The organism is Paenibacillus crassostreae (genome assembly GCF_001857945.1).
Taxonomy (GTDB): domain Bacteria; phylum Bacillota; class Bacilli; order Paenibacillales; family Paenibacillaceae; genus Paenibacillus_AQ; species Paenibacillus_AQ crassostreae.
Genome location: NZ_CP017770.1, coordinates 645697 through 661367, shown reverse-complemented (window position 1 = coordinate 661367; position 15671 = coordinate 645697). Strand labels below are relative to the sequence as shown.

At 39.3% G+C, this 15671-nt stretch carries 17 protein-coding genes and 1 other annotated feature; of the genes, 13 read left to right on the top strand and 4 right to left on the bottom strand.

The window, feature by feature from the left end; genetic code table 11:
• Window positions 1-16: 16 nt before the first annotated feature.
• From deoD to LPB68_RS03110, 5 genes are all read left to right on the top strand, one after another.
• Window positions 17-724 (top strand): purine-nucleoside phosphorylase, encoded by a 708-nt coding sequence (gene deoD / locus LPB68_RS03130; RefSeq protein WP_068657964.1) that lies wholly within the window; start codon window positions 17-19, stop codon window positions 722-724.
• 262 nt (window positions 725-986) lie between these two features.
• The gene (locus LPB68_RS03125) at window positions 987-1535 is read left to right on the top strand and encodes an RNA polymerase sigma factor (RefSeq protein ID WP_335582303.1); all 549 of its coding nucleotides are present in this window, start codon (window positions 987-989) and stop codon (window positions 1533-1535) included.
• Entirely contained in the window at window positions 1532-1981 is a 450-nt protein-coding gene (locus LPB68_RS03120; protein WP_068657968.1) for a hypothetical protein, read from the top strand. The genes LPB68_RS03125 and LPB68_RS03120 overlap by 4 nt, the downstream gene beginning before the upstream one ends.
• A 23-nt stretch (window positions 1982-2004) precedes the next feature.
• Window positions 2005-3135: a hypothetical protein gene (locus tag LPB68_RS03115; protein ID WP_068657970.1), complete on the top strand. Its 1131-nt coding sequence runs from the start codon at window positions 2005-2007 to the stop codon at window positions 3133-3135.
• 25 nt (window positions 3136-3160) lie between these two features.
• On the top strand, window positions 3161-4039 hold the full coding sequence (locus LPB68_RS03110; RefSeq protein WP_068657972.1) for an NAD-dependent epimerase/dehydratase family protein: 879 nt from the start codon (window positions 3161-3163) through the stop codon (window positions 4037-4039).
• 120 nt (window positions 4040-4159) lie between these two features.
• Here the strand turns inward: LPB68_RS03110 and proC are convergent, their stop codons facing one another.
• The 3 genes from proC to proB form a co-directional block, all read right to left on the bottom strand.
• Window positions 4160-5017 (bottom strand): pyrroline-5-carboxylate reductase, encoded by an 858-nt coding sequence (gene proC, locus LPB68_RS03105; RefSeq protein ID WP_068657974.1) that lies wholly within the window; start codon window positions 5015-5017, stop codon window positions 4160-4162.
• Window positions 5018-5040: 23 nt separating this feature from the next.
• On the bottom strand, window positions 5041-6294 hold the full coding sequence (locus LPB68_RS03100) for a glutamate-5-semialdehyde dehydrogenase (protein ID WP_068657977.1): 1254 nt from the start codon (window positions 6292-6294) through the stop codon (window positions 5041-5043).
• 143 nt (window positions 6295-6437) lie between these two features.
• Window positions 6438-7541: a glutamate 5-kinase gene (gene proB / locus LPB68_RS03095; protein WP_068657979.1), complete on the bottom strand. Its 1104-nt coding sequence runs from the start codon at window positions 7539-7541 to the stop codon at window positions 6438-6440.
• Between the two features lie 66 nt (window positions 7542-7607).
• Window positions 7608-7823, bottom strand: a binding site (T-box leader).
• 161 nt (window positions 7824-7984) lie between these two features.
• On the opposite strand from proB, the gene LPB68_RS03090 reads away from it, so the two are divergent.
• Window positions 7985-8797 carry a carbon-nitrogen family hydrolase gene (locus LPB68_RS03090; protein ID WP_068657981.1) on the top strand — a complete coding sequence of 271 codons (813 nt, stop codon included), beginning with the start codon at window positions 7985-7987 and terminating at the stop codon, window positions 8795-8797.
• Between the two features lie 13 nt (window positions 8798-8810).
• Here the strand turns inward: LPB68_RS03090 and LPB68_RS03085 are convergent, their stop codons facing one another.
• Window positions 8811-9719 carry a LysR family transcriptional regulator gene (locus tag LPB68_RS03085; RefSeq protein WP_068657983.1) on the bottom strand — a complete coding sequence of 303 codons (909 nt, stop codon included), beginning with the start codon at window positions 9717-9719 and terminating at the stop codon, window positions 8811-8813.
• 166 nt (window positions 9720-9885) lie between these two features.
• Between LPB68_RS03085 and LPB68_RS03080 the strand changes: the two genes are divergently transcribed.
• From LPB68_RS03080 to LPB68_RS03055, 7 genes are all read left to right on the top strand, one after another.
• Window positions 9886-10512, top strand: coding sequence for a hypothetical protein (locus LPB68_RS03080; RefSeq protein WP_068657985.1), 627 nt, complete (start codon window positions 9886-9888; stop codon window positions 10510-10512).
• On the top strand, window positions 10505-11020 hold the full coding sequence (locus tag LPB68_RS03075; RefSeq protein ID WP_068657987.1) for an accessory gene regulator B family protein: 516 nt from the start codon (window positions 10505-10507) through the stop codon (window positions 11018-11020). Before LPB68_RS03080 ends, LPB68_RS03075 begins: the two co-directional genes overlap by 8 nt.
• Before the next feature lie 6 nt (window positions 11021-11026).
• Window positions 11027-11176: a cyclic lactone autoinducer peptide gene (locus tag LPB68_RS22195; RefSeq protein WP_232510212.1), complete on the top strand. Its 150-nt coding sequence runs from the start codon at window positions 11027-11029 to the stop codon at window positions 11174-11176.
• 48 nt (window positions 11177-11224) lie between these two features.
• Complete coding sequence (locus tag LPB68_RS03070) at window positions 11225-11608, top strand: LytTR family transcriptional regulator DNA-binding domain-containing protein (protein WP_068657988.1); 384 nt, start codon at window positions 11225-11227, stop codon at window positions 11606-11608.
• Between the two features lie 228 nt (window positions 11609-11836).
• Window positions 11837-13258: a 3-isopropylmalate dehydratase large subunit gene (gene leuC / locus LPB68_RS03065; protein ID WP_068657990.1), complete on the top strand. Its 1422-nt coding sequence runs from the start codon at window positions 11837-11839 to the stop codon at window positions 13256-13258.
• Window positions 13259-13284: 26 nt separating this feature from the next.
• Window positions 13285-13887, top strand: a complete 603-nt coding sequence (gene leuD / locus LPB68_RS03060; RefSeq protein ID WP_068657992.1) for a 3-isopropylmalate dehydratase small subunit — start codon at window positions 13285-13287, stop codon at window positions 13885-13887.
• 236 nt (window positions 13888-14123) lie between these two features.
• The gene (locus LPB68_RS03055) at window positions 14124-15653 is read left to right on the top strand and encodes an N-acetylmuramoyl-L-alanine amidase family protein (RefSeq protein WP_068657994.1); all 1530 of its coding nucleotides are present in this window, start codon (window positions 14124-14126) and stop codon (window positions 15651-15653) included.
• Window positions 15654-15671 lie beyond the last annotated feature (18 nt).

The following is a 15671-nucleotide window of genomic DNA, read 5'->3' as shown; positions in this document are numbered from 1 at the left end:
TTCAGGGGGACCACGAATGAGCACACATATTGGAGCACAACCGGGCGAAATTGCCGAAACGATTCTATTACCAGGAGATCCACTACGCGCGATGTTTATCGCCGAGAATTATTTGGAGGATGTGTCTTGTTATAACGAAGTTAGAGGGATGCTTGGATTCACAGGTACATATAAAGGACAACGAATTTCCGTTCAAGGAACGGGGATGGGAATTCCTTCTACGAGTATCTATGTGAATGAATTAATTAGTGAATTTGGTGTCAAAAACCTGATGCGCGTAGGTACATGTGGAAGTATGCAAGAGCATGTTCACGTGCGTGATGTTATTCTTGCACAAGCATCTTGTACGGATTCAAGTGTTAATCATCACAATTTCGGAGGATATGACTTCTCTCCAATTGCAAACTTTAATCTTCTGAAAACTGCTTATGATCTAGGGGTTGCCAAAGGACTTAAGCTACATGTTGGTAATGTATTTAGTTCAGACATTTTCTATCGTGATGATACTTCAGTTGTACAGAAATTCATGAAATACGGCGTTCTAGGTGTGGAGATGGAAACTACGGCTCTATATACACTTGCAGCGAAGTACGGAGTGAATGCCTTGACTATTTTAACAGTAAGTGATCATTTGTTGACCGGGGAAGAGACAAGCTCTGAAGAGCGTCAGACGACATTCAATGAAATGATGGAAGTGGCTTTAGATACAGCGATTACGCTGTAATATATATTAAAGAAATTGGCTGAATGAGGATATCCTTGTTCAGTCTTTTTTGTTTTATATGAATCAATTTCATAATTACGCAAACCTATTTAGATGTAATTATATATTGACAGAGTGAGTCGTTCTGATCAATCTATAGTCCTTATTTAAGCTGCATAAGCGATTATGAAATTGATTCATTAATGCTATAATATTATTTTCTAAGAAGTGCAGGGGCAATGAAAAAGTGAGCGTCTAAGATTAGGGGAAGGAGAGGAGAACTATTGACGAGGACAAAATTATAGCAGATGTTCTTCGAGGCGATTCGGATGCTTTTCGATACATTGTAGATCAATACAGTAAGCATATATTCCATACAACATATTCGGTATTGCGTGATGTGAAGGATGCGGAAGATGTTGCCCAAGAGACCTTTATCCAGATCTATAAGTCTCTTTCTCAGTATCGATCCCAAGGATTCAAATCATGGATTACTCGAATTGCGACGAATAAAGCGATTGATCTGAAACGTAAGAAAACGCGCCGTGGAGAGGATAATCTATATCCAGTAGTGGATATGGAGCTGCTCCCAGATGGAGAAGAAGATCCGTTATCTCGAACGATTCGTAAAGAAAAGAAGGAATTATTCAAGCAGAAGTTACAAACCGTACCGGATAATCATAGGGTCGTGCTTACAGCATTTTATTTAGAAGAGAAAAACTATGAACAAATCGGTCAAGAGCTCCAGGTGAAGCCGAAGACGGTGGAATCTAAATTATATCGGGCAAGAGAATGGATTCGGAATAAATGGAAGGAGGAAGATTGGAAATGAATCATTTGAGTATAGACGATAAGAAAAGACTCGCACAGAGCTATATAGATGGAACTTGTACGAAGGAGCAAGAGAGAACTTGGGAAGCTTTCTTGATTGATGATTCTGAAGCGATAGATCTACATATCCAACTCCTATCCTCCATGGAACTACGGATGCCAATACTAACGGATTCGGTTCAATTCACTAATGATGTTATGAGTAAATTACCTACTCAACTCTATGAGTCAGATATGAATTCATTTGAGCATAAGAGGCGTTGGTACGAACTCCCTATTTTCCATTATACGGTCGCTGCTTGTATAACTATACTGTTCATGACTACAGGGATGTTCGATATGTTAATTCCAGGTAAATTGGATGTCATCGAGCAAAGACAGTCTCAACCTGTTAGTGATCAAATGATGGATATGACAATAACTTGGCTTGACCAATTGAAGAGATAAAAGAATAGAAAGGATGGATGAATGTGCAACATGACCGAAATGGATTTTTGGCGTTTGTATTAAATACGTTCCCCGGATTAGGACATTATTACTTAGGGAGAAAAATAAGAGGGATTTTATATCCCTTCATGTTCTTTGGGAGTATTGGAGTAGGTGTATTGCTATATTCCGCCACGAATGGTGATGAATTCTTTGCTCTTTCTGGAATCGGGATCGCGTTATTTATCTGGTGTATTTGTATGCTTGATTTAATCGTTGCATTACTTCGAGCTCCTTCCGTACCACAGAGGTTAAATGAACTCGGTCATCCGATTAATGAACATGGCGAGCTGTTGACAGAGACAAGAACACCAAGTGAGCATAGTGAACGTTTCTATACGATTCTGTTATCCTTTATCCCAGGATTAGGTCATCTACAATTGGGGCTAATGCAACGGGGGTTGTCTTTTCTAATCGCTTTCTTCGGTTTAGCAACCATTATGGTGTTTGTTACAGGGGTTACCAATCAGTCTGTATTTCTATTATTTCTCGGGGTTCTTCCAATTATTTGGGTGTATTGCATGTTCGATGCTGTTCAACAAATCAATCGTAAACAAGCAGGTGAGTTATTAGTGGATCGCACATTATTTGAGGAATTTGATGCTGCACGAGAAGATGGTAAACGTAGTAAAATTTTAGTGACATTGTTGTCTGCCTTCCCCGGTGCGGGGCATATGTATCTAGGTTTGCAAAAGAGAGGGCTACAACTGATGGTACTGTTTCTGGGTTCTATCTATATCCTAGATATTCTTAGATTATCTCTATTCATGTTCCTAGTTCCCGTCATTTGGTTCTACAGTTTCTTTGACGGATTACAGCAGTCGTCCCGCTATGGTAAAGAACCTCTTGTTGATCGTCCGATCGTGGAGGGAATAGAAAATCATCGTGGGTTGGTTGGGATTGCCTTGCTCCTGATTGGATTGTATTATTTAGGAACGCAATTTATTATTCCTGTATTGGATACACGTTTCCCAGAATTCCTTATTGATTATAGGTTCCGGACGTATATTCAGACCTTCATTGTATCGCTCTTGCTCATTGGTGGAGGATTGAAGTTGGCAATGGGGAATAAGAAAATCAAACCGAATCCTGAAAAATCTCGTATACGTCGCTAATTTATTTTGGTGTAGGAGGAAGCTCATGAAAACAGCCTTATTATTAGGTGGGACACGATTCTTCGGTAAAAGATTAGTAGAGTTGCTCTTAGAGGAAGGAATACAGGTTACGATTGCTACAAGAGGGATAACTTCGGATTCCTTCGGTGATCGAGTTAATCGTCTTATCGTAGATCGTGAAAGTTATGACTCGTTATTACAAGCAGTTGCTAATTCTGAATGGGATGTTGTTTATGATAATATCTGCTATTCACCGCTAGATGCATGGCATGCTTGTGAGGTGTTTGCGGGTAAGGTAAAGCGATATATCAATACTTCAAGCATGTCTGTTTATGAGTTATCGCCGCATGAACATCATGAGCTAGAAATTGATCCAGCGACTGTTCCAATAAGAATGGGTGGTCGTGCTGATTTTGACTATGGTACAGGAAAGAAATTAGCAGAAGCTGTATTTGCCCAAAAGGCTACATTCCCCGTGTGTAGTGTACGGTTCTCCTTCGTTGTAGGAACTGATGATTATACTAGACGGCTTGAATTTCACATCGATCGGATGAGGCAAGGGACTACGATAGGAATTCCTTCAATGGATGCTAAGATTAATTTCATTTCTTCGGATGAAGCGGCAACATTACTGTGTTGGCTAAAGGATCAATCCCTTACCGGACCGTTAAATGCCTGCTCCACAGGATCAATATCCTTATCAGAGATTATCTCTTTAATGGAACAGGGAGTAGGCAAGACTGCTATAATTGAACACAATACGGACGATATAAATATGTCTCCTTATGGCGTAGGGCAATCATTCTACATGAGTAATTCTAAGGGAGTTAGAGCAGGGTTTGATTTCACACAATTAAATTCCTGGTTCCCTGATTTAATCAGTTATTTATATAGCGATGTTTAACAACTCTGATGATATCTGATAAATGCTTATATCTTTAAAGACACCCCCATCCGCTGAAGTACAAGGATGGGGGTGTCTTTATTTGTTGCCGAATATTTTGAGTTAAAGAGTGTTTCTTAATTATAGTTCATTCACTAGTGCATCGCCCATTTCCTTCGAACGTTCTGCACAGCGGTTGACAGCAGCAATAACATCTTCGAAAAAATCACCTTCATCGAGCTTTTGGATCGCGGCTTGTGTAGATCCGTTAGGAGAGGTAACTTTTGCTCGCAGAGCACCAGGTTCTTCCCCTGTTTGTTGCACCATTCGTGCAGCACCAAGTACTGTCTGAACGGTCAACTCTTTACATTGCTGTTGTGAGAGTCCACTCCGCATACCGGCAGCGATCATCGCTTCCATCATATAGTAAATATAGGCGGGACCACTACCTGAAATCCCGGTCAATACGTCCATGTGCTTCTCATCGATGATTGTGATCGTACCTACAGCTTCAAAAAGAGTGTTGACCATGCGGCGATGATCTTCGGTTAATTCCGCAGAGTATGAAATACCCGTGGCACCAAGACCGATAGAACTGGATGTGTTCGGCATCGTACGGGCTACGGGTTGTTTACGCCCTAAAAGTTGTTGTATGGTGGAAATCGACAATCCTGCAATGACTGAAATGATTAGTTGACCTTCTGATAGTATGGGTCCCAATTCTTTGAGCGCGGCAGCCGCATCTTTAGGTTTCATTGCTAACACAATCACAGAGGAGCTACGTAGGATTCCTGATTTGTTAGATTCATCATTATTTGTCTTAACGTTGTAACGTTGCTTCAATTCTTCTAACCGAGTAGAATTACTACGATTCATCATCATGATATTAGATGGAGAAACAACTGAACGCGCAATTAGACCGCGAACGATAGCCTCTGCCATTGATCCTGCTCCATAGAAGGCGATGTTGTTTTGAAATAAACTGTGTTGTTGGCTCAAAATATAGTCCCTCCTTGTCGAATTTACCGACGTATTTGTCCGTTTCCATAAACGCGATATTTAGTAGAAGTAAGTGCAGGAAGACCCATAGGACCCCTAGCGTGTAATTTCTGTGTACTGATCCCAATCTCAGCTCCAAACCCAAATTCAAAACCATCCGTAAAACGGGTAGAGGCATTATGGTAGACAGCAGCAGCATCAACTTCCCGAATAAATATTGCAGCTTGATCCTGATCTTCCGTCACGATGCATTCGGAATGTTGCGTACCATATTTAGCAATATGGTCAAGCGCTTCTTGAAGAGAGTGGACAATCTTCATATTTAAAATATAGTCATTATACTCCGTGTAATAATCATCTTCGGTAGCTTGAGTAGCTGATGGAATAAGTGCTAGAGTCTCCGCACATCCACGTAATTCAACATTGGATTCTTTGAACTGTTCAGCAAGTTGTGTAAGGTGACGTGTTGCGAAATCTGAATGAATGATTAAAGTTTCCATAGCATTACAGACAGAAGGACGTTGTACCTTCGCATTGATGCTAATATTTGCAGCCATCACAGGATCTGCGGAAGCATCAATATACGTATGACATACACCCGCACCCGTTTCTATAACAGGTACCTTGGCATTCTCCACTACATTTTGAATAAGGGATTTACCACCGCGAGGAATGATAACATCTAATAGCCCTTTTAGCTTCAGCATTTCATCGACAGAACTACGATTGGGATCTTCAATAATCTGTAAAGCATCAACTGGGATAGATGACGTTGCAAGTGCGCGATGTAATACTTCAATAATCTGACGGTTGGATGAAATGGCAGATGATCCTCCACGGAGAACAACAGCATTTCCTGTCTTCAGGCAGAGTCCCGCGGCATCTACAGTTACATTTGGTCGTGCTTCATAGATGATGCCGATAACACCCAACGGTACACGGATTTTGTCGATGGTCAAACCATTGGGACGATCAATCGCTTCAAGAGTATCTCCAATAGGATCTGGAAGTTCAATAATCTGTTCTAATCCTTCAGCCATAGCCTCTATTCGTTCTGGAGTAAGTGCTAGTCGATCAAGCAGAGAAGGGGCTGTACCTTGCTGGCGCCCACGTTCAAGATCTTCAAGATTTGCTGTTAGAATAAGATCTTGTTCTGACCTAAGAGCTTGTGCCATGAGTCGTAATGCTTCATTCTTCTGAACCGTATCCAGACGATTAAGCACGGTAGAAGCTGTCTTAGCAAGTGTTGCTTTCATTCTTACTTCATTAGCATTCATGGTATTCCTCCTAAAAGTTTTGTGAATAAACTTCTTGAGTATACTTCTTCAAAACTAGCATCGAAAGCATATACTTAAAGTTTTGTGAATAAACTTCTTGAGTACACTTCTTCAAAACTAGCATCGGAAGCATTAGCTTAGTTTTATTTCAATGTAATCCATTCATCACGATGAACAACTTCCAATCGATGTATGTTCTCGAGCTTCTGGTATACATTCGAACTTGACATACCATGGACAAGTTGTAGTTGTTCTGCATCATAATTGATAATACCTCTCCCAATCACTTCAGCCTTTATATTGAGAACTTCAACAACATCACCTGCATGGAATTGACCTTCAATCTGCTTAACACCTACAGGAAGTAGACTATGACCTCCAGTTGTAAGTGCTTCTTCGGCTCCAGTATCCACGGTGATGGTTCCGAGAGGTGTTGACATGAAACCAAGCCATTGCTTCTTCATGGAAAGGGAGGAGAGAGCGGTATCGAAGTAAGTTCCACGTCCAACTCCATTGACAGCATTTTGAAGGTCGCCTTGAGCGGATACCTTGCCGACGAAGACGGGAACACCTCCTCGAGTTGCAATTTTGGCAGCATCCACTTTAGAACGCATGCCACCCGTCCCGATTGATGAACCAGCACCACCTGCCATAGCGTATATTTCTTGTGTAATCTCACGGATTCGTTCGTATCGAACCGCATCTGGATGTCGGCGCGGATCTCCTGAATACAATCCATCCATATCTGTTAGAATCAATAGGTGGCTAGCTTTCACTAGATTAGCAACGAGAGCGGATAACGTATCATTATCACCGAACTTCAATTCATCAACAGATACCGTATCATTTTCATTAAAAATAGGTATCACGCCTTGCTTCAATAACTCGTCAACAGTCATACCAGCATTGTTCATACGTTTGCGACTACAGAAATCAGTACGTGTGAGTAGGATCTGAGCTGTGATAATGCCATGTGCTGCAAAGGCTTGCTGATATGCTTGCATTAATAAAGCCTGACCTACTGCGGCTGCAGCTTGTTTCTCATGTAATAATCTGGGGCGCATGGAGTAACCAATTTCACGGAAGCCTGCTGCCACGGCTCCTGACGTTACTAACAATATTTGATGACCTGATGTTCTTAAGGAAGCCATTTCATCTGCGAAGAATTGGATGGCCTCCCGATTTAATGCTCCTTCAGCAGAGGTAAGCGAGCTGCTACCGATTTTGACAACAATACGGGATGACACGTTGATCACTTCCTCATCATTGATTCTAACAATAAATGTACAACAAAAAACTCTCATCCTTAACTAGCAAAGGACGAAAGTTATAGCTTCCGCGGTACCACCTTTATTGATGATTAAATCATCCAACTTCATAACCTTGTAACAGAAGGGACTGTCCTGCTGATCACGCAGGCCGCTCAGGGGTAGGTTCAGACAAGGGTTCACGATAAATTCTTTCAGCCAAGGAATTTACTCTCTGAATGGTGAAGTCACCTTACTTACTGGTCCCGTCAACGCGTTTAATGGATATTAACGTAGTTTTATTTTCAAATAGGATACCATGGAACCTATGGCTTTGCAAAGATAAACGTTATACAAGGACAAATAGCAAAGGTTATTGCAAGAGTATGTAGCAACAAGATATGATGGAAATATCAATTGGAATTAGGAAAAGAGGGATCCTTATGGTCAATTATGCAGACAAACGTAATTTACAAATAGCATTAATTCAAATGTCTATTCACATAGGGGAACCAGATCTAAATGAGAGGCACGTGACTTCGCTTATGGAGGAAGCAGTCACTCAGAATCCCAAGGTGGATATTCTAGTCTTACCTGAACTGTGGAATACGGGGTATGCGCTTGATAAACTTCGAGAAATTGCGGATGCGGGTGGTGAGTATAGTAAGGGTTGGTTAAGCTCCTTCGCGAAGAAACATCAGGTGATGATTGTTGCTGGATCAATTGCTGAATCTAATGCCGGTCAAGTGTCCAATACCATGTATGTTTTTGATCAACAGGGTGAAGTAATCGCTAACTATTCTAAAATTCACTTGTTTCGTTTGATGAATGAAGAGAAATATATTGTTCCTGGCCAACAATTGGTTACTTTTGATGTGTTACCTGAATGTAGAGCCGGTGTAGCTATTTGCTATGATATTCGATTTCCGGAAATGGCTAGATCGTTAGCGCTGAATGGAGCAGAAATATTATTTATTCCAGCTGAATGGCCCCATCCAAGGTTACATCATTGGCGGACATTACTCATGGCAAGAGCCATTGAGAATCAAATGTATGTTATAGCGTGTAACACCGTTGGTGGAAATGGCGATACAACATTTTTTGGACATTCGATGATCATTGATCCATGGGGCGAGGTGGTTGTAGAAGGTGGAGAAAGTGAAGAGATTATAATAGGTGAAGTCACACTCTCTCTTATTGCTGAAGTAAGAAATCGGATTCCGATTTATCGTGATCGTCGTCCAGAACTTTATTAAGTGGAAGTCTAATCTACTTTAATACCTCCATTGATTGTTTGAATGTAGCGATAAAAGCTTCAGCGGCCTTTGAGAGATATCGACCTTTTCGATAAGCTACAACCAAAGTTCGATAGGGAACGGGTTCCGCCAATGGTAAGTATACTGGTACAAACTCAGATCTTGGAGCACTAGCGATATATCTTGGAACAAGAGTGACGCCCATTCCTGCTGCGACTAAGGCTTGAATGGTCTCCATGTTATTGCTCTCAAATACAACTTGTGGAACAAACCCAGCTTGTTGACAAAGATCAAAAGTCATCGTACGGAAGCCTTGACCTTTCTTGAGTACGATAAAAGATTCATCCTTAAGTTCTGCTAATTGGATAGGTGTTGTGTTGCTTTGTGCTCTAATAGCAAGAGGATGTTGAGGCGGAACAGCTAAATCGATCAATTCTTCACCAATGATCTCATAAGCGAGTGATGGTTCCACTAGAGGAAGAGATAGTAAGCTGAGATCTGTTTTTCCAAGTGCAGTTAACTTCTCAAGATTCATGGATGAATCCTCTAGCAAACTGATTTCTATTTCTGGAAAAGCGAGCTTGAAGCTTGGAAGTACGTACGGAAGTAAATGTGAACCTGTGATCGGCATACTTCCCACTACGACTTTACCTCCACGAAGCTGGGAGATATCTGACATTTGTTGCCGTAATAAATCGACTGCATCAATGATTTTCTGAGCTTGTTCTACGAAGGCTTCACCAGCATGCGTTAACTCCACACTACTCGTATTGCGCTGGAAAAGAAGTACACCAATCTCTTTCTCAAGTTTAGATAATTGCTGACTTAGAGAGGGCTGTGCGATATGTAGTTTCTCGGCAGCACGTGAGAAGTTACGTTCTGTCGCAATTTGTATGGCATACTGTAATTGTCTTAGTTCCATGTTCAACCATCCTTTTATCGTGGTTAATGTATTTTTTTGTTCAAAGATTAATTCTATCATATGAAATTGATTCATAGTGAATTCATATAGAAATAACTAGATAACTTCAATAATAAGTGTAAAATGTTAACTATAGAGTCAAGCTATCATGAGGAGGTTAATTGATGTGATTCTGGAATCTTTAGGTTTTATGTTTTTCTCAACACTTGAGTTTATTGCTATATTTTCAATTATGATGTCTTTATTTAGGTTCAAAACGACAGAATACATATGGCCTGCACTCTTTTTAATATTGTTGATGAATATGCAAAGTTTTGTACTTCGTAATGATTTTTCTTTAGCGGCCATTGTCCCACTTATTAGTATATTGATCTTTATCTTTTTATTAACGACGGTCATCAAATTACCACTAATATGGTCTATAATATGTACAATTCTTGGTTATGGTATGTTTGCTGTTATTCAGACCTTATTGGTTGAACTTATGTTTGGTTCAATCGCAGAAGCACAGGCCACGCTAGTTAATGGATATATGTTGCAAACAGTAAGTGCTGCTACAACTCTGTTACTTTCATGGATATTATATCGCTTAGGTATAGGATTCTCATTTGATTTTGATAAACTTAGACTGAAATTTGAAGATGTGATCGTAGTTACATTAATTATTGTATTTCTAATAACGGTCTCTATTATTCTTTCATTTAATGAAATATGGATAAATGTATTTTTCTTCTCCATGACGATAGCTTTCTTGCTATTCTATTCAATAAAGAAGGAAAAGTCTTATGATTGAGATCATTGCTATGAAGATGGCACGAAGGATTAAATCAAAAGTTCCTAACCATCCATCATCAATAGTAATATTAAAACATGCCATTGCCATTTTGTTGAATACTTTTTTCATCATATTATTATCGTTAGTCGTATCTTATGTGACAGGAAACGTTAAGGAAATAATCATTATACTGGTATCATTCGCATTGCTGAGACTAGTATCTGGGGGCATGCACTTAAAAAGTGGAGATAGTTGTGTATTATTAACAACAACATTATTTACGTTTCTTTTATTTGTAAATCTGAGTCTGGGTCAAATGTATATTTTGACCTCGATTTGTCTCATCTTAGTGTTCATTTACTCACCCTCAAGAATTGAGAATCAATCCAGAATACCTAAGAAATATTATGGGATTTTAAAAATGATTTCCGTACTTCTTGTAGCCACTAACTTTTGGATTCTATCGCCTATACTAACAGCTACATTTTTTGTTCAAGCATTAACATTAGTTAGGTGGAAGAGGTGAATTAAATTGAAAAGATTGATCAATAAATATATAACATCTTTTGTATATGGCACGGCTACTCTGTTATCTTTCTTTGCTGTGCTATCTGTGAACTCACCAAGCGCCCTCTATATTTACAAAGGAGAAGTCCCAGAAGAATTATTGAAACAACGTTAATTACCGTAATAAATCACAATATCAAATAAAATAATTGGAGCTGATTTGATGCAACAATATCTATCTGTTACTAAAGATATTGAAGGCGAATCAGGGATTGTATCACTTGATGGGAAAGACATCATATTCCTGGAATGGAGTGGGAGGTTAGCACGTCTACTTGTTCATACACTTGACCACACCTATTACACGATGGGTACGATGAAATATTGGACAACCGTATTGAATAACAGTGATTATAGGTTCGAGATTGTCGATCGAAACAATGCTGTAAATGTAGATAGAATTAAACGGCTAGATCCCATACTATGTAAGGCTTATTTTGAAGATAACCTTAATAAGAATTCGAAATATTGTACGATGGCGATCAACAGATATCGGAAGCTTGAGAGAGAAATCGTAACTAGTAATCCTAGTATCATCGTTACATAAATGTAAATGTTATATATAGGGACTTCCAAGATTAATTCGTTGGAAGTTCCTGTTAATATTCTGGAAAATGATATAATCTTTGCTTGTATTATAGTTTGATCCTATAACTTCTATAGATATTATATCTTGGAACAATGAATGCTTTGATGATAATATATGAATTAATTAAGCGATGCTAGTGAATAGGGCAGAACTTCCAAGGTTCGAATATTAGACGAGGTGATAATAATGAGTAAAAAGACAATGTTTGAGAAAATTTGGGAAAATCACGTCATTCATCAAGAAGAGGGCAAACCAAGCATCCTGTATATCGATTTGCATCTTGTTCATGAAGTGACATCTCCACAGGCTTTTGAAGGATTACGTCTGAGTGGACGTAAAGTTCGTAGACCTGAACGTACTTTTGCAACAATGGATCATAACGTACCTACGCAAGATCGGTTCAATATTAAGGATCCAATCTCTAAACAACAAATTGATACTCTTTCACAAAACTGTCGTGACTTCGGTGTGACATTATATGATTTGAATACAATTGAGCAAGGTGTTGTCCATGTCATGGGCCCAGAGCTTGGTCTTACGAATCCAGGAAAGACAATTGTGTGTGGGGATAGTCATACTTCAACACATGGCGCTTTCGGTGCTTTGGCATTTGGTATCGGGACAAGTGAAGTTGAACATGTATTAGCAACACAATGTTTACAACAGTCTAAAGCAAAGACAATGGAAATTCGTTTCGTAGGGAAACGTAATTTAGGTGTAACAGCGAAAGACATGATCCTAGGTGTTATTGCACAGTATGGTACAGATTTCGCAACAGGTTATGTTGTTGAATACACTGGTGATTCTATTGCTGCATTAACGATGGAAGAACGTATGACGATCTGTAATATGTCTATCGAAGCTGGTGCAAGAGCAGGTATGATCGCTCCTGATCAGACAACATTCGACTACTTACGTGGACGCCAGCATGTTCCTCAAGGTGCAGACTTCGATATAGCTGTTGAAGCATGGAAACAATTACGTACTGACGAAGGTGCGACGTTCGATTTAGTGGTTGATTTTGATGTCGATTCATTGATTCCGCAAGTAACTTGGGGTACTAGTCCTGGAATGGGTACAAATATTACATCGAAAGTGCCTGTACCAGCTGAATTGCCAACTGAAAATGAACGTAAGGCTGCTGAGGCAGCACTTGAATATATGGATCTTAAACCAGGAACTCCAATGACTGATATTGAAATTGATTATGTATTTATTGGTTCTTGTACGAATGGGCGGATCGAAGATTTGCGCGCAGCCGCAGCTGTAGCGAAAGGTCATAGTGTAGCGGGTAAAGTTACAGCTATCGTTGTTCCAGGATCAGGAAAAGTTAAACTACAGGCAGAAGAAGAAGGGCTTGATAAGATTTTCACTGCAGCTGGGTTTGAATGGCGTGAAGCAGGTTGCAGTATGTGTCTAGCGATGAATCCAGATGTTCTTCAACCGGGACAACGTTGTGCTTCAACATCGAATCGTAACTTCGAAGGTCGACAAGGACGTGGAGGTCGTACGCATCTAGTATCACCGGCGATGGCTGCAGCGGCTGCTGTCAAAGGTAGATTCGTAGACATTCGTGAATGGAACTTTAATACGGAAATAGCTAACTAAAGTACAATAAGAGAGGAGTTATCAATATGGAGGCTTTTACTAAAATAACTGGTATTGTGGGACCGGTAGATCGCGTGAACGTGGATACAGACGCTATTATTCCTAAACAATTTCTGAAAAGAATTGAACGGACAGGATTTGGCCAATTTTTATTCTACGAATGGCGTTTTGATCAAGAAGGAAACAATATAGAGAGTTTCGAGTTGAATAAGCCACGTTTCCAAGGAGCATCTGTTCTTTTATCTAGGGCTAATTTTGGTTGTGGATCATCTCGTGAACATGCACCATGGGCGATTCTAGATTATGGATTCAAATGTGTTATCGCTCCTTCTTTTGCAGATATTTTCTATAATAACTGTTTTAAAAATAGTATTTTACCTATTAAGTTGTCTGAAGAACAAGTGGAAGATCTATTCCAACGTACTGAAGCACATGAAGGCTACAAGTTGAATGTGAATTTAGAGAATCAAACATTGACTGATGATTATGGTCTACACATCGATTTTCAAATTGATGAGCACCGTCGTCAATTTTTACTACAAGGTCTAGATGACATCGGTCTAACACTTCAACATGAAGCAGACATTACGGCATTTGAGCAAAAAAGAGCAAATAGTGCAGTAGTTTAATATTAAAATATAGTTGATATACAAATCAATTTCATAACTGATCTGGGATATCTCAAAGCCATTTAAACTGGCTGAGGTATCCTTTTTTTTATCCAACATTGGAGAGGGATTTTATCATTTCAAAAAAAAATGAAATAAAAGAAGGTATTCATCATATTAGCTAGAATTATGTTTGTAATGAGAAAAATGTAGACGTGAACGAATTTTAGACGAAATATATCCAACTGGGGTGAACGATGAAGAAATTTAGTCTTGTATTGATGTTGTTTGTGTTCTTTCTTATCGTATTTCCAAACGAAGGAAAGGCTGATGCAATTCAGTCTATGATTGTTCTGGATGGTAATGAAATAACAATGCCTGAAAATGTTGAAATAGAGGCCGTCAATGGTAATGTAATGATTCCAATTCGCGTTGTTGTCGAAAGTTTGAAATTTAATGTGGATTGGAATCAAGCTGATCAAAGCGTTCGAATAAAGCAAGATGCTAAAGACATTACTTTAACTGTTAATAAACAAGAAGTCTTGATTGATGGAGAGCAAATTACGCTAATGGCTCCACCACAAGTGAAGAATAAATCAGTTGTAGTACCTCTTCGATTTGTAAGTGAACAAATGGGGCTCTTAGTAAGTTGGGATAATATATATAAGACTGTATATCTGACAAGTCCTGTACCTGAATCTGTTACGGATATCGACTCTGAAGTCGTATTGGAAGATTCAGATTTAACGTATGATGGTGCAACACAGCCAAATTCATCTAGTGCAGGCAACAGTACTGGAAATCAAGTAAAGAGTATAGAATTTGTTAATAATCAACTAATCATCGCTACAGTAGGTGATATTAAACCCAATGCTTTCACGTTGACCGGTAATGATCGAATTGTGGTGGACTTACCAAATACTACTTTTTCAGATACATTTGGCTTGGAGAGCACATTACAAGGGTCATTAACTGCAGAGGCTCTTAGCATTAATCCTGATGTAACTGATGTAAGATATTCGTTTAGTCGGGATTCCAATATCGTTCGTGTCGTGATTGGACTAAGTGCGGCTCATAAGTATCAATTGAAGCAGGAATTGGGTTCAAATACCATTGTAATTGATTTAAATGCGACTGCAGAACAAGAAGTTCCTATGATTGATACAGGACGTAAGGTTGTCGTGATTGATCCGGGACATGGCGGAACAGATCCGGGAGCAACAAGTATAACGAAGAAGAAAGAGAAAGACTTTAATTTGGCCGTTGCTTTGAAAGTGCAACAGATTCTTCTTAAAGAACCGAATATTGATGTCGTGATGACAAGAGATAGTGACGTATACCCTACTTTATCTAAGCGTGTAGAACAAGCCAATCAATTAAATGCAGATGTATTCGTATCTATACATGCGAATAGCAATACATCTTCGAAGCCTAACGGAACTGAAACTTTTTACTATCAACGTAGTGATAGTAAAGAGTTGGCAACCATCATTCATAAGTATTTAATTCAAGCTACAGGATTAAAGGATCGTGGTGTGACCGATAATAACTTCAAAGTAATCAGAGAGACTACGATGGCAGCTTCACTACTTGAGGTAGGCTTCTTAAGTAATAGTGGTGATGAGGCAATTCTGTTCACAGATGAATTGCAAAACCGAGTGGCGCAAGCTACAGCCAATGGAATCAAGGAGTATTTAAATACTCATATTGAACCAAGTAGTGTTTCTAATACGAATGAACTAATAACAGATGAGATATTAGAAAACATAATAGAAGTAGTTAAGTGATTTCCACCGGAGGATGTG

Coding starts and splice junctions, on each gene's coding strand:
- deoD (WP_068657964.1), top strand. CDS start 17: ATGAGCACACATATTGGAGCACAACCGGGCGAAATTGCCGAAACGATT.
- LPB68_RS03120 (WP_068657968.1), top strand. CDS start 1,532: ATGAATCATTTGAGTATAGACGATAAGAAAAGACTCGCACAGAGCTAT.
- LPB68_RS03110 (WP_068657972.1), top strand. CDS start 3,161: ATGAAAACAGCCTTATTATTAGGTGGGACACGATTCTTCGGTAAAAGA.
- LPB68_RS03100 (WP_068657977.1), bottom strand. CDS start 6,294: ATGAATGCTAATGAAGTAAGAATGAAAGCAACACTTGCTAAGACAGCT.
- LPB68_RS03090 (WP_068657981.1), top strand. CDS start 7,985: ATGGTCAATTATGCAGACAAACGTAATTTACAAATAGCATTAATTCAA.
- LPB68_RS03085 (WP_068657983.1), bottom strand. CDS start 9,719: ATGGAACTAAGACAATTACAGTATGCCATACAAATTGCGACAGAACGT.
- LPB68_RS03075 (WP_068657987.1), top strand. CDS start 10,505: ATGATTGAGATCATTGCTATGAAGATGGCACGAAGGATTAAATCAAAA.
- LPB68_RS03070 (WP_068657988.1), top strand. CDS start 11,225: ATGCAACAATATCTATCTGTTACTAAAGATATTGAAGGCGAATCAGGG.
- leuC (WP_068657990.1), top strand. CDS start 11,837: ATGAGTAAAAAGACAATGTTTGAGAAAATTTGGGAAAATCACGTCATT.
- leuD (WP_068657992.1), top strand. CDS start 13,285: ATGGAGGCTTTTACTAAAATAACTGGTATTGTGGGACCGGTAGATCGC.
- LPB68_RS03055 (WP_068657994.1), top strand. CDS start 14,124: ATGAAGAAATTTAGTCTTGTATTGATGTTGTTTGTGTTCTTTCTTATC.